Source organism: Roseateles sp. YR242, assembly GCF_900109745.1.
GTDB lineage: Bacteria > Pseudomonadota > Gammaproteobacteria > Burkholderiales > Burkholderiaceae_C > Roseateles.
Genome location: NZ_FOAV01000023.1, coordinates 17,137 through 38,271, shown reverse-complemented (window position 1 = coordinate 38,271; position 21,135 = coordinate 17,137). Strand labels below are relative to the sequence as shown.

At 62.7% G+C, this 21,135-nt stretch carries 12 protein-coding genes; all 12 read left to right on the top strand.

Annotated features, from left to right (window positions below; genetic code table 11):
* Positions 1 to 480: 480 nt before the first annotated feature.
* The 12 genes from BMY53_RS24625 to pstS all read left to right on the top strand — a co-directional run bounded on the left by BMY53_RS24625 (position 481) and on the right by pstS (position 21,121).
* On the top strand, positions 481 to 2,157 hold the full coding sequence (locus tag BMY53_RS24625) for a ShlB/FhaC/HecB family hemolysin secretion/activation protein (protein ID WP_092949747.1): 1,677 nt from the start codon (positions 481 to 483) through the stop codon (positions 2,155 to 2,157).
* A 9-nt stretch (positions 2,158 to 2,166) separates the two neighbouring features.
* On the top strand, positions 2,167 to 2,793 hold the full coding sequence (locus tag BMY53_RS24620) for a toxin-activating lysine-acyltransferase (protein ID WP_092949727.1): 627 nt from the start codon (positions 2,167 to 2,169) through the stop codon (positions 2,791 to 2,793).
* A complete protein-coding gene (locus BMY53_RS24615) occupies positions 2,790 to 12,218 on the top strand; it encodes a hemagglutinin repeat-containing protein (protein WP_092949725.1) in 9,429 nt (3,142 codons plus the stop codon). Before BMY53_RS24620 ends, BMY53_RS24615 begins: the two co-directional genes overlap by 4 nt.
* Positions 12,219 to 12,225: 7 nt before the next feature.
* Entirely contained in the window at positions 12,226 to 12,297 is a 72-nt protein-coding gene (locus BMY53_RS26840) for a hypothetical protein (protein WP_404947909.1), read from the top strand.
* Positions 12,284 to 13,027, top strand: coding sequence for a DUF769 domain-containing protein (locus tag BMY53_RS24610; protein WP_404947908.1), 744 nt, complete (start codon positions 12,284 to 12,286; stop codon positions 13,025 to 13,027). The genes BMY53_RS26840 and BMY53_RS24610 overlap by 14 nt, the downstream gene beginning before the upstream one ends.
* A gap of 256 nt (positions 13,028 to 13,283) precedes the next feature.
* Positions 13,284 to 13,592: a DUF769 domain-containing protein gene (locus tag BMY53_RS24605; RefSeq protein WP_092949721.1), complete on the top strand. Its 309-nt coding sequence runs from the start codon at positions 13,284 to 13,286 to the stop codon at positions 13,590 to 13,592.
* A gap of 95 nt (positions 13,593 to 13,687) precedes the next feature.
* Positions 13,688 to 14,251, top strand: coding sequence for a DUF769 domain-containing protein (locus tag BMY53_RS25740; RefSeq protein WP_143074232.1), 564 nt, complete (start codon positions 13,688 to 13,690; stop codon positions 14,249 to 14,251).
* A gap of 166 nt (positions 14,252 to 14,417) precedes the next feature.
* A complete protein-coding gene (locus tag BMY53_RS24600; RefSeq protein WP_092949719.1) occupies positions 14,418 to 15,089 on the top strand; it encodes an RlmE family RNA methyltransferase in 672 nt (223 codons plus the stop codon).
* A gap of 310 nt (positions 15,090 to 15,399) precedes the next feature.
* Positions 15,400 to 17,304, top strand: a complete 1,905-nt coding sequence (gene ftsH / locus BMY53_RS24595) for an ATP-dependent zinc metalloprotease FtsH (RefSeq protein ID WP_092949717.1) — start codon at positions 15,400 to 15,402, stop codon at positions 17,302 to 17,304.
* A 146-nt stretch (positions 17,305 to 17,450) separates the two neighbouring features.
* On the top strand, positions 17,451 to 18,305 hold the full coding sequence (folP, locus tag BMY53_RS24590) for a dihydropteroate synthase (RefSeq protein WP_092949715.1): 855 nt from the start codon (positions 17,451 to 17,453) through the stop codon (positions 18,303 to 18,305).
* A 60-nt stretch (positions 18,306 to 18,365) separates the two neighbouring features.
* Positions 18,366 to 19,700, top strand: a complete 1,335-nt coding sequence (glmM, locus tag BMY53_RS24585) for a phosphoglucosamine mutase (protein WP_092949713.1) — start codon at positions 18,366 to 18,368, stop codon at positions 19,698 to 19,700.
* A 386-nt stretch (positions 19,701 to 20,086) separates the two neighbouring features.
* The gene (gene pstS, locus BMY53_RS24580) at positions 20,087 to 21,121 is read left to right on the top strand and encodes a phosphate ABC transporter substrate-binding protein PstS (protein WP_092949711.1); all 1,035 of its coding nucleotides are present in this window, start codon (positions 20,087 to 20,089) and stop codon (positions 21,119 to 21,121) included.
* Positions 21,122 to 21,135 lie beyond the last annotated feature (14 nt).

The window sequence follows — 21,135 nt, the reverse complement described above, 5'->3', positions numbered from 1 at the left end:
GCCCGCTGTTGTTGTGTCCACCGGCGTTACTCCCGGTCACTGTCGCACTGTTTGCAGGCGGCAACATCGAACTGTGCAGCAGTTGGCGCAAATGTTCGGTTCCCCACATAAGGGGGAAACCCTAACTCTGTCGGGTCCGTAAACTTCTGGTCCAAGGCAGTGCGTTGTCGTGTGGCGCCAAGGCAGATGTAAGTTGCACGAGACAACTGAACTGCGGTGGGGACCATCACACTAGTAGGTCGGTGCTACTGCTTCAGTGAGTCTGCGCGGGTCTAGCGCAGTCCTATCAATAGATCGAAAAAATCATGGCGCGCAGCCAGGGTTGGGCGGAGCTTTGCTCAAAAAACACCAATCCACCGCGCGCCACCACAATGAGGATGGGTGGTTATGGGCGGGGGAAGTGATACCCGGCGCGGTGTTGCGTGCGGGATGTGGACGCACGGGAGGCGTGTGCTGTGGTTGGGCCTGTGCGTCGTGCCGATGCCGTTTGCATGGGCACAGACGTCACCGACGGAAGGCGCCGCGCAGGAACTGCTGCGCCAGCAGGAGCGGGAACGGCAGTTGCGGCAGCAGCAGGAGACTCAACCCGACGTCCGGCTGGAGCGGGCTGCGGCCGAGGACGAAACCCGACTGCCGGTAGACGAATCGCCTTGCTTCCGCATCGACCGGATCACGCTGACAGGTGTCGCCGCCGAGCAGTTCCAGTGGGCCTTGAAGGCCGCCAGCCCCAAGGGCGACCAGGCTACCGGACGCTGCCTGGGGGCCGCTGGCATCAACATGGTGATGAAGCGCGTGCAGAACGCCATCGTTGCGCGCGGCTATGTGACCACGCGTGTGCTGGCGTCACCGCAGGACCTTCGGCAAGGCACGTTGGCGCTGACGCTCATCCCCGGGCGCATCAGCGCCATCCGCTTCACCGACGACAGCAACCGGCGCGCGACCAAGTGGAATGCCGTGCCCGCCGCACCCGGTGACATCCTGAACCTGCGCGACATCGAGCAGGGGCTGGAGAACTTCAAGCGCGTTCCCACCGCTGATGCGGACATCCAGATCGCCCCCGCCCAGGGCCCCCATGCCCAGCCGGGCGAGAGCGACCTGGTGATCGCCTGGAAGCAGGGGGTGCCATTTCGCCTGAGCGCCTCCGCGGATGACTCGGGCAGCCGGGCGACTGGCAAGTATCAGGGCTCGGTCACCGTGTCGTATGACGACTGGTGGACCCTCAATGATCTGCTTTATGTCAGCCTCAGCCACGACCTGAGCGGCCTCACCACCAGCTCCGACAGCGCCAACGGCAAGGGCACACGCGGTCACACCGTGCACTACGAGGTGCCATATGACTACTGGCTGCTAGGTTTCACCGCCAGCAGCTACAACTACTACCAGTCCGTTGCAGGCGCCAGCCAGACCTATGTCTACAGCGGCAGCAGCAACAACGGCGAAGTCCGGTTTTCGCGCCTTTTCTACCGCGACGCGGTGCGCAAGACCACGGCCTACCTGCGCGGTTGGGCACGGAGTTCGCGCAACGCCATCGACGACACCGAGGTGCTGGTGCAGCGCCGCCGGATGGCCGGCTGGGAACTGGGGCTGAACCACCGCGAGTTCATCGGCGCCGCCACGCTGGACGCCGGCATGGCGTATCGGCGGGGGACCGGCATGCAGGACTCGCTGCGGGCGCCTGAAGAGGCGTTTGACGAAGGCACGTCACGCCCCTCCATCATCACCCTTGATGCGCAGCTCAACCTGCCGTTCTCGGCCGGCTCGCAACGCATGCGTTTCTCCACCACCTGGCGTGGGCAGTGGAACCGGACTTCCCTGGTGCCGCAGGACCGCTTCTCCATCGGTGGCCGCTACACCGTGCGCGGCTTCGACGGCGAGAGCACGCTGACGGGTGACCGCGGCTGGCTGGTGCGCAACGAGCTCAGTTGGGCTGTGGGCAGTACCGGTCAGGAGGTGTATGCCGGCGCCGACTACGGCGAGGTCGGCGGGCCATCGTCCCGCCTGTTGATCGGCCGGCAATTGGCTGGCGGCGTGATCGGCCTGCGCGGCGGTTACCGGGGCGTCTTCTGGGACGTCTTCCTGGGCACGCCCCTGTCCAGACCCGAGGGCTTTCACACCGGCAGCACGACCACGGGCTTCAGCCTCAACTGGTCCTACTAGGAGGTCGCCATGCGATTCAACAATCTTGATGTGATGGCGCCCGGCCTGCTGGACGCTCCCTGCCATGAAGCCGAGGTGCTGGGCTCGGCGGTCTGGATGTGGATGCATTCCGACTCCCACCGCAACATGCCGCTGCATGCGCTGCAGACCTTGCTGCTGCCGGCCATCAAGCACCGCCAGTTCGTGCTGGCGAGTGAGCAGGGCAAGCCCGTCTTCTTCCTGACGTGGGCCATGCTGACGCAGGAGGCCGAGCGCCGCTACCTCGCCCATTCCCCGCTCGCCATGCCGGAGGCGGACTGGGTGGGCGGTGACCGGATGTGGATCCTGGATTGGGTGGCGCCGTTCGGGCACACGCAGCAAGCCCGCCACCTCACCACCCAGCTGTTTGCCACGCGCTGCTTCCGATCCCTGCATCACCGGGGCAATTCACGCGGTCTTCGCGTGAAGGACTTTCACGGCATCGGTGTGATGACGGAGGAGGCTCGCGCCTGGTCGCAGCTGAATCCCCCGCTACTGCCTGAGATGGTCTCGTCCGCGCCCCTCTCGTCCGCATCTCTCTCGCCGGCGCCCACGGCGCCCGCCACGGCCAACGCTGCCCTGGTTTCCAAGGCCCTCTCTTCAGAACAACAAGCATGAACAAGCATCTTTTCCGGGTTGTTTTCAACAAGAGCCGCAGCAAGCTGGTCGTCGTCGCGGAAAACGTCGCCAGTGATGGCGCCGGTGGTGTGGGCACCAGTGGCAAGCCGGGCGAACGCCCCATGATGGCGACGGTGCGGCCACTTTGTTTCTCCATCCTCCTGGCGCTGGGGGCCGTGGGAACTGCGGCGAACGCGCAGATCGTGGCTGACCCCAATGCCCCGAAAAATCAGCAACCGACGGTGCTGAACTCGGCCAACGGGGTGCCGCTGGTCAATATCCAGACCCCCAGCGCGGCCGGGGTGTCCCGCAACACGTACAGCCAGTTCGACGTCAACTCGCAGGGCGCCATCCTCAACAACGCCCGCAACAGCACGCAGACGCAACTGGGCGGGTACGTGCAGGGCAACCCATGGCTGGCCAACGGCACGGCGCGGGTGATCCTGAACGAGGTCAATGCCAGCAACCCCAGCCAATTGCGAGGCTACGTGGAGGTGGCGGGCGATCGCGCGCAGGTCGTGATCGCCAATGCCGCCGGCATCAGCTGTGACGGCTGCGGCTTTATCAACGCGAACCAGGTCACGCTCACGACGGGCACGCCCCTCCTCAACGGCGGCAGCCTGGAGGGCTACCGTGTGGAGCAGGGCGCTGTCAGCATCTCGGGTGGTGGGCTGGATGCCAGCCGGGTGGATTACACCGACATCATTGCCCGGTCCGTGCAGGTCAATGCCGGCATCTGGGCCCAGACGCTGAAGGTGAGCGCGGGGGCCAACGAGGTCAGCGCGGACCATGCCCAGGTCGCGGCGTTGGCGCCCAGCGGGCCGGCACCGTCCTATGCCATTGACGTGGCGGCCTTGGGTGGCATGTATGCCGGCAAGATCACGCTGGTGGGGACTGAAGCGGGCGTGGGTGTCCGTAACGCTGGCCAGATTGGTGCCTCCGCTGGGGACGTCGTGGTCACGGCCGACGGACGGCTGGAAAACAGCGGACGTATCACGGCCAGCGCGGGTGTGCGCGCCGATACCAACGGGGGCGTCGCCAACATCGGCACCCTCTACGCCCAGGGCGACACCCAACTCACCACACGCGGCGCCGTGGACAACACCGGCGTGATCGCTGCGCAAGGCCAGACCTCGGTGACGGCCGCTGGGGCGCACGGCAGTGTCAACAGCGGGGCGGGCTCATTGATCGGGGCGGGCGTTCGGGCCGATGGGACCGTGGGCGGTGGTGCCCACCTCCAGGTACGCACGGGCGGCCAACTGACGGCGCGGGGCCAGACGCTGGCCAGCGGCGACCTGTCCCTGGTCGGCGCGGGCGTGGACGCCGTGGCTGGACAGTTGTCCGCCAACAACGTGTCGCTGACGGCCAACGCCGGGGACCTGGACGCCAGCCGCGCCACGATCTCCGCCACGCAGGCGCTGACCGCGAACGCCGCAGGCACACTGCGGACCGATGGCGGCAACGTGTCGGCTGATCGGTTGCAGCTGTCGGCCCACGACCTCACGAACGTGCAGGGCCAACTCGTCCAGACAGGCGGCACGGATCTGTTGATCCAGTTGCCGGGCCGCCTGGACAACACCCATGGACGCATAGCCACCAACAGCGCCAACATGTCGCTGGAGGCGCAGGCGCTGTGGAACACCGCCGGGCGTATCGAGCATGCGGGCGCAGGCAGCCTGTTCATCACGGCGAACACGCTGAGCGGCAGCCAGGGCGTGATGGGCACCAACGGTGTCTTGCAACTGGCCGGGCAGTCCATCACGCTCGATGCCGGTCAGACCTCGGGCGACTCGGTCCGGATCCAGGCCGGCTCGTTATCCAATCGTGGCGGGCAGTTGACCCAGGCCGGCAACGCCGGCACGGCATGGATCCAGGCCACTGGCGTGCTGGACAATACGGGTGGCCTGCTGGCGGCGAATGGCGCCGACCTGACGCTGACAGCGGGTGCGCTGGTCAATGCGGATGGTCAGATCACCCATGCGGGCACCGGCTCGCTGGTGGTGCGTGCCACCACCGTGGACGGCGCTCGTGGTGCCATCGATGGCAATGGCGGCCTGGTGCTCAGCGCCCAATCCGTGACGCTCGACAGTGCGCGAACCACGGCCGTGGGCCTGACCATCGAGGCGGCCACGCTCTCCAACCGCGCGGGCCAGATCCTGCAGACCGGGGAGGGTGCCACGTCCATCCAGGCCAGCCAGCGCTTCGACAACACCAGCGGACGCCTGGCGACGAATGGCACCGACCTGATGCTGGGTGCGGCCACCCTGATCAATGATGGCGGCCACATCGAGCACACCGGCAACGGTGCGCTGACCTTGACCGCCACCACGATCGCGGGTGCGCGTGGGGTGATTGCCAGCAATGGCACCTTGGCGCTCCAGGCGCAATCGGTGACGCTGGACGGTGGCCAGACCCTCGCCACCACACTGCGGATCGACAGCGCCACGCTCTCCAACCGCGCAGGGCAATTGCTGCAGACCGGTGCCGGCGCAGCCTCGATCCAGGCCAGCCAGCGTCTGGACAACACGGGCGGAACGGTGGCCAGCAACGGCACCACGATCCTGACGGTCGGTGACCTGCTGAATCAGGGCGGGACGCTGCAGGCCGCAGGCTCCTCCGCCTTGACTGTCCATGCGGCGGGGCAGGTGGACAACAGTGCCCAGGGCCGAATCGTCGCGGGCGGTGCTGGTGCGGTGACGGCGGCCTCGCTGTCGAACGCCGAAGGCACGCTCACGGCCGGTGAGACCTTGCAGGTGACGACCGCCGGCGCCCTCGACAACACGCAAGGGGTCCTGGCCGCCAATCGTGATGTGAACATCAAGTCGTCCGTCGTGACCAACGCCAGCGGCCGCATCGGTTCCGTTCAAGGGAACGCCAGCGTGATCGCCACCAGCGGGGCCCTGGTCAACACGACTGGCCGCGTGGACGCCGCGCAGACCGTCAACCTCGCCTCCCACGGCCTCACCAACAACGACGGTGTGGTGTCCGGCCAGGATGTGCAGGTGGACACACGCCTCCAGGCTCTGGACAACGCCCGCGGCACGGTGGCCGCGCGTGGCTCGCTTGACTTGCGTAGTGGGCAGCTCATCAACGACGCTGGCAGCCTGCAGGCCGTGGGAGCCATGACCGTGGACACGCATGGCCAGGCACTCATCAACCGGAACTCCGGGGCCTCGGCCGGCATCCTGGGTCAGGACGCCGTCACGCTTCGCACGGGCGACCTGAATAACAGCACGGGCTTCATTGGTGCCAAGGGTGACGTCAACGCCACCGCCGCGCAGATCACCAACACACAAGGGGGGCAGATCAGCGGGGAAGGGGCTGTCGCGCTCTCTGGCTCTGGCCTGGACAACCGTGGCGGCAGTGTGCAGGCCCTGGGCGGGGTGTCTGCCGACGTGGGTACGGGCACCGTCGACAACGCGGGCGGCCTGATGCGTTCGGGTGCCACGCTGGATGTGCGCGCTGGCTTGGTGACCAACGCGGGTACACAAGGCAGCAACCAGGGCCTGGAAGCCCGCAATGTCTCGCTCACCGCGGACCAGATCAACAACCAGACCGGCCTGATCCGTGCGGACCAGGCTCTGACGCTCACCGGCGCCGGTGTCCTCAACAACACGCAAGGCATGATCTCGTCCGGCCAGAGCGTGCTGGTGCAGGACCGGAACGCGGCATCGAGGACGCAAAGCGTGGTCAACACCGGCGGCACCATGCTCGCCGGGCAGTCGTTGGGTGTGAACAGTGCGGGGCTGTCCGGTGATGGGCACCTGCTGTCGCAGGGCGACATGAGCCTCAGCCTGACCGGTGACTTCACCAATACGGGCGAGGTGCAGGCCAATGGCAGTGTCACGCTTCAAACTGGCGGCCGCCTAACCAACCAATCGGCGATCAAGGCGGGCAACACGGTCACCGTGTCGGCGGGCAACATCGACAACGCCACCAACGGTGAGATCAGTGCCGGCACCACCACCCTCAACGTGGCGGACACCCTCACCAACCGCGGCCTGATCGACGGCGGCAACACCAACATCAACGCCGGCACGGTCAACAATCTCGGCACGGGCCGGATCTACGGCGACCATGTGGCCATTGGCGCCAGCGTGGTCCTCAACGACGTGGAGAACGGCACGGCGGCAACCATTGCCGCCCGTGGGCGTCTGGATATCGGTGCGGGAACGATCACCAACCGTGAACACGCGCTGATCTTCAGCGGCGGGGACATGGTCCTGGCTGGCGCCCTGGATGCCAACCGCATGGCGACGGGGTCGGCGAGTGTGATCAACAACAACAGCGCGTCGATCGAAGCGCTGGGCAACCTGGCGCTGGCGGCCGGTCAGGTCCGCAACACCAACGAGCATTTCAGCACCGGCCTACTGCAGAGCGCCCCCGAGCACATCATCGAATACCAGGGCTCGGGTTCTCCCAACCGCTACCGGCAGGGTGATACCGACGTCTATGTCTACAACGACGAGACCGACCACCTGCACACGCCGGAGGGCGCCTACGAGAGCTGGTCCAAGTACGAGTACGACCGTACCACCACCAAGACCGTGGTCACCGGAACCGATCCCGGCAAGATCACGGCGGGCGGCGCGATGTTGATCAATGCGGGCACGGTGCTCAATGACAAGAGCCAGATCATCGCGGGCGGCGCGCTGCTCGGGACCATCGGCTCACTGCAGAACACCGATGTGTCCGGGCAGCAGACGGTGAGTGACAGTGGCACGGCAACTTCCTATTGGCGCGACCACCACAAGGGCCGGGACAGCACCGGCAGCAGCAGCACGGCCTACACGCCGCCAGACGTCATCAGCGAGATCAAGCTCGCCCCCACGGTCTACCTGGCCAACACCGCTCCCACGGGGAGCGGCACCCATGTGGCGGCCCACACGGTGGGCAGTGTGACGCAGGGCCCGCTGGGTGCCTTGCTGGCGCAGGTGACGGTAGGCGCAGGCGGCGGCGTGGGAGTGGCAACGCCGAGTGTCCAGATGCCGGTGGGCGTGGTGGGCCAGCCGGTCAACCCCGTCACCGAGGTGCCCGCGCTGGCGCCGGCCGCCAGCGGCCAATCGCAGGTGGTGCGGACGGGCGGTGTCAACACCACGGTGCCGGACAACAGCCTGTTCCATGTGAGCCCCAACCCGACGGGTGGCCACCTGATCGAAACCGATCCGCGCTTTGCGAATTACCGCACCTGGCTTTCTTCGGATTACATGCTGTCTCAGTTGGGCATGGACCCGACCGTCACCCAGAAACGTCTGGGAGATGGCTTCTATGAACAGAAACTGGTGCGTGAGCAGGTGGCACAGCTCACCGGCAGACGTTTCATCGACGGCTACTCGACCGACGAGGCCCAGTACCAGGCCCTGATCGACAACGGCGTCACCTACGCCAAGGCATGGGATCTGCGCCCGGGTGTGGCACTGACGGACGCCCAGATGGCGCAACTGACCAGCGACATCGTCTGGCTGGTGGAGAAGGATGTGACGTTGCCGAACGGGCAGACTACCAAGGCGTTGGTGCCGCAGGTGTATGTGCATGTCAAACCCGGCGATCTGGATGGCTCGGGGGCGTTGATCAGCGGGCAGAGTGTGGCGCTGAACCTGACGGGCGACCTGGTCAACCAGGGCAGCATCGCGGGCCGCGACGTGCTCTCGATCACGGCGGAGAACGTGAAGAATCTGGGTGGGCGTCTCACCGGTGGGGATGTCGCGGTGCAGGCCCGTACCGACCTGGACAACCTGGGTGGCCTCATTGATGCGGGCAACAGCCTGCAGGTCAGCGCCGGGCGCGACCTGAACGTCACCACCACCCTGCGCAGCAACAGCAATGCGCAGGGCAGCGTGACCAACATCAACCGCGTGGCCGGCCTCTATGTGAGCGCGCCGTCCGGTGGGGTGTTGGTGGCGTCCGCGGGCCGGGACCTGACCCTGACTGGCGCGCAGGTCATCAACGACAGCACGGGTGGTCAGACCATCGTGGCGGCGGGCCGGGATCTCAATCTGACCACGGTTGAGGTGTCGAATTCGCAGTCTCTCGCCTGGAATAGCAGCAACTTGCGCAAGGACAGCTCACGGCAGGAAGTCGGCTCCACCATCCAGACCGCTGGTGACGTGCGCCTGGCCGCTGGCAACGACCTGAATGCACGGGGTGCCACGGTGACGAGTGACCAGGGGGCGCTGGTGGCCACGGCGGGCAATAACGTCAACCTGACGGCGGCCGAGAGTTCAAGGACGGTGGACGAGGCCCATCAGCACACCGGCAGCAGCAGCGCGTTCTCGAAGAAGACCATCACGACGCGCGACACCTTGTCCGAGACCACCACGCAGGCCACGACGCTGTCGGCCAACACGGCCTATGTGCAAGCGGGCAATGACATCAACGTGCGCGGCAGCAATGTGGTGTCGACCGAGGGCACTGCGCTCATTGCCAAAAACGACATCAATGTCGAAGGCGCGGCCAACACGACCAGCCAGACGCACTTCTCGCAGACCAAGCAGAGCGGCCTCATGGGTACGGGCGGCATCGGCTTCACGGCCGGGTCGCGCCAGACCAAGGACACAACCTCGGACACGCAGACCGTGCACGAGGGCAGCACCATTGGCAGTGTGGCTGGCAATGTGACGATGAGTGCCGGGCGCGACCTGACGCTCAAGGGCAGCGATGTGGTGGCGGGGCAGGACGTTGCGCTGGTGGGCCGCAATGTGAGCATTGAAGCGGTGCAGGACACGGCGGGCCACAACGAGCTGCACGAGGTCAAGCAAAGCGGCCTGACGGTGGCGCTCAAGAGCGCCATCACGGACACAGCGCAGGCGGTTTACCAATCCGCCAAGAGTGCCAAGGACGCGCCGGATGGACGCCTGACCTCGCTCTACGCGGCCAAGGCGGGCGCCACCTTGATGGCGAACTACGACGATGCGGCCAAGGAGGCCTCGGCGGTGTCGAACGGTGATGCCGGCAGCGTGAGCATCCAGCTTTCGGTGGGCAGCAGCAAGAGCAAGAGTACGTCTGACGCCCAGGCCAGCTATGCACACGGCAGCCAGGTGCTGGGTGGCGGCAACGTGAGCATCGTTGCCGCTGGCGAGAAGGACGCCAATGGCAAGGTGTTGGAGGGCACCGGCAACCTGACGGCGATCGGCAGCACCATCAAGGGCCAGAACGTCACGCTGGACGCGGCCAACGATCTGGTGTTGAAGAGCGCGCAGGACACCACCACGCAGAAGTCCACCAACAGCAACAGCGGTTGGTCGGCGGGTGTTGGGTTGTCCCTGGGCCAGAAGACCGGCATCACGTTCAGCGCCAGCGGCTACGCCGGCAAGGGCCATGCAGACGGCGATTCTGTGCAGCAGGTCAACACCAACGTGGAGGCCACGGACACACTGACGATCCGGACCGGGCGTGACGCCACGCTGGCCGGGGCGCAGGCGGCCGGGCAGCGGGTGGTGGCGGACATCGGCCGCGACCTGACCATCCGCAGTGTGCAGGACACCATGAACTACCACGCCGACCAGAAGCAGGTCAGCGCGGGGGCGTCCTTCACCTACGGCTCGGGTGGCGGTTCCGCCAACATGAGCGTGAACTGGAGCAAGGCGGACGCGGAATACGCCAGCGTGAACCGCCAGACGGGTTTGTTTGGTGGGGCAGGGGGTTATGACGTCCAGGTGGGCAACCATACCCAGCTGGATGGCGGCGCCATTGCCAGCACGGCCACGGCGGACAAGAACAGCTTCTCCACCAACAGCCTGGGTTATACGGACGTCGAGAACCACAAGGAGGCTTCAGCCAAGGCGGGGGGCGTGAGCATGGGGTCGGACATGATGCAGAACCCGACCTACAGCCTGGGCAAGAGCGCGCTGGGTGGCTTGATGGCCAATGCCGGCAAGTCCAGCAGCGACAGCTCCACCACCTACGCGGTGGTTGGCAACGGCACGCTGGAAATCCGCGGGGATGACAAGCAAGCCGCAGCGGGCCTGCGCCGCGACATCGACGGTGCCACGCGTGCGCTGACGCAGGACGACATGGGGGCCATGCAGGACAGCGTCAACCGTAGCAGCGAAGCGGGACGGGTGATGACCGATGTGATCGTCACGCTGGTGGATGATGGGATCAAGAAATTCCTGAGCCCGCAGGCTTACAAGGTGTTCTGCATCCAGCAGCCGTGTACGAACGATCAGGCCGCGAATTCCAAGCGCTTGAACGACGCCAAGGAGGAACTGACTGCGGCGCATCCGGATTGGTCCGAGTCCAAGGTGGCGGAGGAGGCGTTTAACCAGCTGTCGGCCAGTGTGAATAATCCGAATCGGGATCTAGATGCGAAGGGCGTGGCCAAGGTTGCAGCTGGTGAGCAGGGGCTGGATTCGGATTTGTTGGCGAAGGATGGGGGGAAGACGGTCAACAATATTCAGGTGGTGCCGGTGACGGTAGAAGAGTTGGCGAAGCTGACGGATGACGAGAAGAAGGGTTCTACGGTCTTCAGCAATGGGATCTTTAACACCAGAGATCGGGCGGCGCAGTTGGCGTTGCAGATGACGCCGACGAATGCCAATCGAGCTGCGATCGAAAGTAGCGGTGAAACAACGTCGAATCCTACCTATCTTGTACATACTGATAAGGCGAGTAACTTTATCGGTGAACTTTTTGTTGCTGGTGTTGAAAAGGCGGCCGAGGCTTTTGGATTTTTTACGCCTGCTGGGAATTTAAAGGCAGACCTGACTCAAGAACTGCTTTTGTCACGCGACTCAAACGGGGTGGCCAACACGAATTCCAACGGTTCTCTGGCATATACCAATCTGGTGTATGACGCAGGACATAGCCGTGGCACCATGACGCAAACTGACGAACTGCGCGCATTGGCGCAGCGGGGAGTGACCAATTCGCCATTGGTCATCACAGTCAACAATCCTGCCACTTACCAAAGTAATCTGACCGCCGCCTCCTCCGTTGTGGCGCAAGAAAAGCCTACTTTCTGGGCGCCAGGTAATGACCCGGTGGCCCGCGCGGTGGGGTGGTATGCAGGATCCCTAACTTGGACTGACATGACACAGATGTATAGCACGTCTTACTCCGTTCACAGTTGCGGGGGGGCAGCAGCAATTGGGTGTTCGGCTAATAATGTGAATGAGAAGGGTGGGGTCTTGTTTAAGTATGAAGACTTGAGTATTGATGTCATGAATATTAATAGAAATTCGACCGCAGTGCGAAATTTGAACGCGTGGCTGCCCACGCCTCAGCCAGTTGTCATGCCGTCATTTAATATGAATTCTCTGCAAAATAATCGAGGTGAGCGCGATTGGTTGCAGCAGCTTCGGCAGGTGCCAAGTGTTTCATCACCTCAAGTCCAGTCACCCATTGGAGGTGAAACCAAGCCCGATCTCCGTTTGAACCAACTAGAACAGTTGCAGCAGCAACTGGCACCAACGAAAGGCCAGTGATGAGATATTGGATTGGTTTAATGCTCTTGACCGGTTTGGTTGCAGTCGGTTGTGCAGGCGGTGGGGTGCAGTTGGATGAGCGAACTGGTAAACCTTTTCCGATATCGCCAACATCCCCACGTGAATTGGGTTTAAAGTATTATTCGGTCAATCTTTTTAGCCAGTATCACGTGGCTCATGCGTATCTTGATGGGGTCAACGTTAGATCATGCTACTCCGGCGCTGACCCCGAGAATGTACGGTTCAAGATGGTTGAATATAAAAATCGTCCAGCTGAACCAGGTTATTTCCTTAATAGGAAGGATATTGTGGCGAGGAGCGGAGAAGGATTGGATTTTCCTGCCAAGCACCAGTTTATTGGCAGCCGAAAAACAAATTCTCGATACGGCGATTGGGTGCAGTTTGATTCATTTTGTGGTGATTGGACTGCGGGTGGCGTAGTTTCGCTTGGAATTCGGGATAAGCGCTCTTGGTCCATCGAGCAGTTTATTGAAACTCGAAAAATTTGGACTCAACGATTCAATGCGGATGAGATTGCTCGAGGTACGGTTTTTCGAGCCCAGCGCCAACCCGCTGAGAATGTTGTGCGGAATGGTAATGCGTGGGTTTATTTGCATGAGAGAAGTCCTACTGTGCCTGGGGCTGACGAGAGTGAGACTTGGATCCTCCCAATTGGTGATTCGAATTACTATTTTTGCCTTTCTTTTGGTTATATGAGCGGAGCGAAGGCCGCCAATGACGCCGAATATTTGCGCATTCGTGGTCTAGTCGAACAGATTGTCGATTCGTTTAAAGTCGAGAAGCTCTGAGATTAACTTTGCTCCTGGGGTTGGATGAGGAGTCGCCAATATTTGGTTCTGAAGCTGCTGGTCGCTGCTGGTGTATTTTGAAGGTGCTGGTAAAAGACCAATAATGAGATGTATCGTTGTATTGTTATTGGCGCCCATTTTTTTTCTTGTTGGCAGTGCCGGCGGCTCGCAGATGGATATGCGAACTGGCAGGCCGTTTCCAGCATCGCCAACATCTCCCTGTTAGTTGAGTTTAAAGAATTATGATTTGCTTTAAATGATTTCGAAGAACTTCGTGTGGCTTCTGATGGCCTTCGTGCTTGCAGCATGTGCTGCTGGCGAAGGGGGGCTGGATAGCCGACTTGGCAAACCGTATCCGGAGTTTCCGACATCTCCGCGTGAGTTGAGCTTGAAATATTACGTGGTCAATCTTTTTGACCGATATCGAATCTCTCATGCCTATCTTGGTGGGGTTAATATCAGCGAGTGTTATGCTGGTGCGAACCCTAACAGGCTGCTGAAATACCGGTTTCCCACCCCCGTGAAAGCCTTATCCAGGGGTGCATCACCCCTTGGTGGGCACTGAAAAATCGCTTGTAGACGGTTCTGTGAAGCCGCTCTTTTTCATGTCTCGTTCAGGAAACAGTATTTCAGCAGCCTGCTAAAGATGTTCAATTTAAGATGGCGGGGTATGTTAATGCTCTCCCTGAGCCTGGATTTCTTTTAAATAGGGCGGATATCGTGGCGCGACAAGGTAAGCCAAGCGAGGCATCCGCTAGGCATGAGCTTGTTGGGGCTAAAAAGAGAAATACCTATTACGGTTACGATTGGGTGAGTTTCCAGAGGTTTTGTGGGGATTGGACGGCGGGTGGTGCAGTAACTTTGGGGATCCGCGATAGGCGATCGTTGACCATAGAGCAATACATCACGACGCAGGAAGAGCAGAGCCGGCGCTACAACGCTGAGAAAATTGCACGTGGGGAGGCATTTCGTTCAGTGGTATCCCCTACGGAGCGGATGATTCGTGAAGGAAATGATTGGATTCATCTGCACGAGATGAGTCCAACCGCTCCTGGTATGGATGAGAGTGACGTCTGGATGCTTCCAGTTGGAGATTCCAACTATTACTTCTATCTTTCGTTTGGCTACATAAGCGGCGCAAGGGCGGCGAATGGCGCTGAATACATGCGGACCCGGGCGCTGGTTGAACAGATCATCGATTCCTTCAAGATCGAGAAACTCTAGCCCTTTGCTCGTCCTCTGCATCTGCGCAGGAATGGTGGGCCACAGATGATTGACTGAGGCCTCGAGCTCTTCCACGCAGCTCGGCAAGTTGGGCCTGCCCGCTGAAAGACAGTCTGCGAAGCCTCGGCCCGCAGCATCGCCGGCCCTTGAGGCAAAATGGCCCCCAATGAAAGTCGACACCAAAAGCAAGAAGCTGAACAAGGCGTGGCTGAACCAGCACGTCAACGACCCGTACGTGAAATTGGCCCAGAAAGAGGGCTACCGGTCCCGCGCCGCCTACAAGCTCAAGGAAATCGACGAGGAATTCCAGTTGATCCGTCCCGGGCAGGTGGTGGTGGACCTGGGCGCCTCCCCGGGTGCCTGGAGCCAGTACCTGCGCCGCCGCTTCGCGCCCAAGGAAGCGGGCGTGGGCGGAGCGGCTGCCGGGCAACTCAATGGCCGGATCATCGCGCTGGACCTGCTGGAGTTCGAGCCCATCGAGGGCGTGCACTTCATCCAGGGTGATTTCGGCGAGGACGCGGTGCTGGCCCAGCTGGAAGAAGCACTGGGCGGTGCGGCGGTGGATCTGGTGGTGTCGGACATGGCGCCCAACCTGTCGGGCATTGCAGCCACGGATGCCGCCCGCATCTCCCACCTGATCGAGCTGGCGCTGGAGTTTTCCGCCCGTCACCTGAAGCCGGAGGGGGCCTTGGTGGCCAAGGTCTTCCACGGGGCGGGCTACGACGAGCTGGTGAAAGCCTTCCGCGACCAGTTCCGCAAGGTAAAAACGGCCAAACCCAAGGCGTCCCGGGAAAGATCCTCGGAAAACTTCCTGGTCGGCATTGGCCTGAAACGCTAAGAAGCTGTCAGAAAGCTGCTGGAAAGTGCTCAGGCAGCGGTTGTGAAGCGGTGGCAGGCGCCGCCTCGAACGCTGCGAAAAAGTTCGGAAACAGACCCAAAAACAGCTGAAACCCTGATCAGATCGGTCAGAAGCCCCTTGCTTCGGGGCCACCCCGACCGATTCGCGTGGCAATATCTATCGACGGACATGGATTTGCCAATCAGGGGTGGGGTCTTGACTGTCCTAGAATCAACCCCATGTACCGGCCAAGTGCTGCGCCGTCGAAGTTCGTGACGGCAGCAGGGGACGGAAAGACGAAGGAGTCGCGGTGAACAATCAGTGGTTCTCAAAAGTGGCTGTGTGGATGGTGATCGCCCTTGTGCTGTTCACTGTCTTCAAGCAGTTTGATCGCAGCGCAACGCAGGGGAATCCGATCGCCTATTCCGACTTCCTTGATGAAGTCCGGGCCAAGCGAATCAAGACGGTGACGCTCCAGGAGGGCGGTGCCGGAACGGAAATCGTCGCCGTCACCACAGACGGCACCAAGCTGCGCAGTACGGCAACCTACCTGGACCGTGGCCTGGTCGGCGACCTGATCAACTACGGCGTCAAGTTCGACGTCAAGCCGCGCGAGGAGCCGTCGGTCCTGATGAGCATCCTGCTCAGCTGGGGCCCGATGCTGCTGCTGATCGCCGTCTGGGTGTATTTCATGCGCCAGATGCAGGGCGGCGGCAAGGGTGGCGCTTTCAGCTTCGGCAAATCGAAGGCGCGCATGCTGGACGAGGCCAACAACTCGACCACCTTTGCTGACGTCGCCGGTTGCGACGAAGCCAAGGAAGAGGTCAAGGAACTGGTCGACTTCCTGAAAGACCCGCAGAAGTTCCAGAAGCTGGGTGGCCGCATTCCGCGTGGTGTGCTGCTCGTCGGCCCTCCGGGTACCGGCAAGACGCTGCTGGCCAAGGCCATTGCGGGCGAAGCCAAGGTGCCGTTCTTCACCATCTCGGGTTCTGACTTCGTCGAAATGTTTGTCGGCGTCGGTGCAGCCCGGGTGCGCGACATGTTCGAGCAAGCCAAGAAGAGCGCCCCCTGCATCATCTTCGTTGACGAAATCGACGCCGTCGGTCGTCATCGCGGTGCCGGCCTGGGCGGTGGCAACGACGAGCGCGAGCAGACCCTCAACCAGATGCTGGTGGAGATGGACGGCTTTGATACCAACCTCGGTGTCATCGTGATGGCCGCCACCAACCGTCCTGACATCCTGGACCCGGCTCTGCTGCGTCCCGGCCGTTTCGACCGCCAGGTCTACGTGACCCTGCCGGACGTGCGTGGCCGCGAGCAGATCCTGAACGTGCACATGCGCAAGGTGCCGGTCGGTCAGGACGTGCGTGCCGACATCCTGGCACGTGGCACCCCTGGTTTCTCCGGTGCGGACCTCGCCAACCTGGTCAACGAATCCGCCTTGTTTGCCGCCCGCCGCAATGGCCGCGTGGTCGACATGCAGGACTTCGAAAAGGCCAAGGACAAGATCATGATGGGCCCCGAGCGGAAGTCCATGGTCATGCCCGAGGAAGAGCGCAAGAACACGGCCTACCACGAGGCTGGCCACGCATTGGTGGCCCGCCTGCTGCCCAAGACCGACCCGGTCCACAAGGTCACCGTGATCCCGCGTGGCCGTGCCCTGGGCGTGACGATGCAGTTGCCGGAAGGCGACCGCTACAGCATGGACAAGGAGCGCATGCTCTCCACCATTTCGGTGCTGTTTGGTGGCCGCATTGCGGAAGAAGTGTTCATGAACCAGATGACCACCGGCGCCAGCAACGACTTCGAGCGTGCCACGGCCATCGCCCGTGACATGGTCACCCGCTACGGCATGACCGACGAGCTGGGCCCCATGGTCTATGCCGACAACGAAGGTGAAGTCTTCCTGGGCCGCTCGGTCACGAAGACGACCAACATGTCGGAAGAAACCATGCGCAAGGTGGATCAGGAGATCCGCAAGATCATTGATGAGCAGTACTCCACCGCCCGTCAACTGATCGAGGACAACAAGGACAAGATGCACGCCATGGCGACTGCGCTGCTGGAATGGGAAACCATCGATTCCGAGCAGATCAACGACATCATGGAAGGTCGTCCTCCGCGTCCCCCGAAGGACTGGACCCCGCCCACCAACAAGCCCGACAACGGCGGCACGCCGGCAGTGACGACGGGCGGTGCGCACGCCGCAGCTTGACCATTGGCGGGCAACCGCCACGGTGGATCCGTTAAGCTTGAAGGCCGGTTCTGATGAACCGGCCTTTTTCATTGGGGGACTGTGTAGGCAGGCCCCGGCTTAGGCCGCTCCTTCCGTTCTTCCCTGGATTAATTGGTCCCGTGCTCATGAGCTCCCGTCAGATCTGGAAAACCACCCGTTTCGACCTCGACCTTGCGGAACGTCCGCTGGTCATGGGCATCGTGAATGTCACGCCGGACTCATTCTCGGACGGCGGGAAGCACAACGACCCCACGGGTGCCATCAATTTCTGCGAGCGTTTGCTGGGTGAGGGCGTGGACATCCTGGATCTGGGCGGCGAGTCCACCCGGCCCGGTGCGCCCAAGGTCTCGGCGGATGAAGAGTGGCACCGCCTGGAGCCGGTGTTGCGGGCGGCGCTGAGCCTGGGCATCCCCATCTCGGTGGACACCTGCAAGACCGAGGTCATGCAGCGTGCGCTGGACCTCGGCGTGGACATCATCAACGACGTGATGGCCCTGCGTGACGAGGGTGCTGACGAGCTCCTCGCCCGCCACCCTGCCGCCGGCATTTGTCTGATGCACATGCGCGGGGACCCGGCCACGATGCAGCAGGGCGCCCATACCCACTACCTGGATGTGGTGGAAGAAGTGCGGGACTTCCTGCAGGCGCGCCTGGACCATCTGGTGTCTGTTGGCATCGCCCTGGAGCGCATCATGCTGGACCCCGGTTATGGATTTGCCAAGACCGTGGAGCAGAACACCGAGCTGCAGCGACGCCAGGCGGAGCTGCTGGCGCTGGGGCGGCCCCTGCTGGTGGGCTGGTCCCGCAAGTCCACCCTGGGGGCACTCACTGGCCGCGCGGTGGATGAGCGCCTGCCCGCCAGCGTGGCCGCGGCGCTTGCCGCCGTTGCCCATGGCGCTCGGGTGGTGCGCGTGCATGATGTCGCGGCAACAGTGGACGCCCTCCAGGTGTGGCGGGCATTCGGCGGCCCGGTGGGCTAACACGCCCCCCGCATGGGAGACAATGACTGCTCCAGATAGAACAGTCAGAGGTTGCTCCTTATGAGCCGGAAGTATTTCGGTACCGATGGAATCCGCGGCACGGTGGGTCAGACGCCCATCACCCCCGATTTCATGCTGCGCCTCGGTCATGCGGTCGGCCGTGTGCTCAAGCGAAGCTACGCCAAGCCCAGCGTGCTGATCGGCAAGGACACCCGCATTTCCGGCTACATGCTGGAATCCGCCTTGGAAGCCGGCTTTGCCTCGGCTGGCGTGAATGTGCTGCTGACCGGGCCGCTGCCCACGCCCGGCGTGGCCTACCTGACCCGTGCACTGCGCCAGCATCTGGGCGTGGTGATCTCCGCTTCCCACAATCCCTTCGCCGACAACGGCATCAAGTTCTTCTCGTCCAAGGGCGAGAAGCTGCCGGACGCCTGGGAGCTGGATGTCGAGGCCGTCCTGGAAGAGTCGCCCGTGTGGGTGGATTCCGCCAGCCTGGGCCGCGCGCGCCGGCTGGATGACGCCCAGGGCCGTTACATCGAGTTCTGCAAGGCCAGCTTCAGCAATGACCTGAGCCTGCGCGGCATCAAGCTGGTGGTGGATGCCGCCAACGGCGCTGCCTACCAGGTGGCGCCAGCGGTGTTCCATGAGCTGGGCGCAGAGGTCATTTCCATCGGCACCAAACCCGACGGCTTCAACATCAACGACAAGGTGGGAGCCACGGCCCCCCAGGCGCTGGTGGCGGCCGTGAAGGAACACCAGGCTGACTACGGCATTGCGCTGGACGGTGATGCAGACCGCCTGCAAATGGTGGATGCGAACGGCCGCCTGTTCAATGGCGACGAACTGCTGTTTGTGATGGTGGCGGACCGTCTTGCCCGCGGTGAGACGGTGCAGGGGGCGGTGGGCACCTTGATGACCAACATGGCGGTGGAGCTGGCCCTGCGGCAGCGCGACGTCGAGTTCGTCCGCGCCAAGGTGGGCGATCGTTACGTGCTGGAAGAGTTGGCCGCCCGTGGCTGGCAGCTGGGCGGGGAGGGCTCCGGCCACCTGCTGGCGCTGGACAAGCACACGACCGGCGACGGCATCGTCAGCAGCCTGCTGGTGCTGGAAGCCATTGCCCGCAGCGGTCGCCCCCTGGCGGACCTGCTGGAAGGCGTCTCGCTGTTCCCGCAGACCCTGATCAACGTCCGCCTGCAGGCCGACCAGCAGGACTGGAAGAGCAATGCAGCGCTGGCGCGCACCGAAGCGGAGGTCACCGCCGAGCTGGGTGACCGCGGCCGTGTGCTGATTCGCAAGTCCGGCACCGAACCGCTGCTGCGCGTGATGGTCGAGGCCAGCGATGCCGCTCTGGCCCAACGTTGTGCCGAGCGTCTGGTGGACGCCATCAAGGGCTGACGCAGCGCCAGAAAAAAGGACGCCGGGCGTGAACCCGGCGTCAACTTGCATTGGTATCGGCTGCGTCAGTGCGCTAACTTCTTCGGGGGCGTTGGCGCCTTTCTCCTCAGGACCCCTGCAGGTCGCTGTCCAGTCCGGCAAGACCGTTCATCCAAAAGTCTGGGAAGACTAAAAGGCGAACATGACAGCCGGGTGAATTCAATATGACAATCCACCCAGCGGTTGTCGGACGGCCGTCCGGCCCCTGGCAAAGCGCCGTTTTCCGGGGCTTGGGCGCACAGCGAGCGGTTCTTTGGTGACTGTCATAGTCGTCACGGACATGTCACATTCAATTCATACCATCCGTTCCGTTCGCCAACAAACCCTAGCGATAGGACTGAATGACCATGAATCAAATCCGTGCTGGCTTGCTGTTCGCCGCTTGCGCTTCCGTGTTCTCGGTGGCCCAGGCGCAGGATGTGACCGGTGCTGGTGCCTCGTTCCCGGCCCCCGTCTACACGAAGTGGGCTGATGCCTATAACAAGGCCACTGGCGTTCGCATCAACTATCAATCGGTCGGTTCCGGCGCTGGCATCAAGCAGATCCAGGCCAAGACGGTCGATTTCGGCGCGTCCGACGCCCCTCTGAAGGACGATCAACTGGCCAAGGACGGCCTGATTCAGTTCCCGACCGTCATCGGCGGCGTGGTGCCGGTGGTCAACATCCAGGGCGTGGCCCCTGGCCAGCTGAAGCTCAACGGCCAAGTGCTGGGCGACATCTACCTGGGCAAGATTACCAAGTGGAATGACCCCGCCATCACCGCCTTGAACCATGGCGTGACCCTGCCGGACGCCCAGATCGCCCCGGTCCGCCGTTCGGATGGCTCGGGCACCAGCTTCCTGTTCACCAACTATCTGTCCAAGGTGAACGCCGAGTGGAAGACCAAGGTGGGTGAAGGCACGGCCGTGAACTGGCCCGCGGGTGTGGGTGGCAAGGGTAATGAAGGCGTGTCCTCCTACGTGACCCGTCTGCCCAACTCGATCGGTTACGTCGAGTACGCCTACGCCAAGCAAAACAAGATGACCTACGTTCTGCTGAAGAACGCTGACGGTCAGTTCGTATCGCCCAGCGACGACGCCTTCAAGGCCGCCGCCGCTGGCGCCAAGTGGAACGAAACCTTCTACCAGGTGCTGACCGAGCAGCCGGGCAAGACCAGCTGGCCCATCACGGGTGCCACCTTCATCCTGATGCACAAGCAGCAGGACAAGGCTGCCATCGCCGGCGCCGCCCTGAAGTTCTTCGACTGGGCCTATGCCCAGGGCGACAAGATGGCTGACGACCTGGACTACGTGGCCCTGCCGACCGCCGTCAAGGATCTGGTCCGCAAGCAGTGGGCGGACAACCTGAAGGATTCGTCCGGCAAGGCGATCAGCACGAAGTAATTCAGCACACCTGC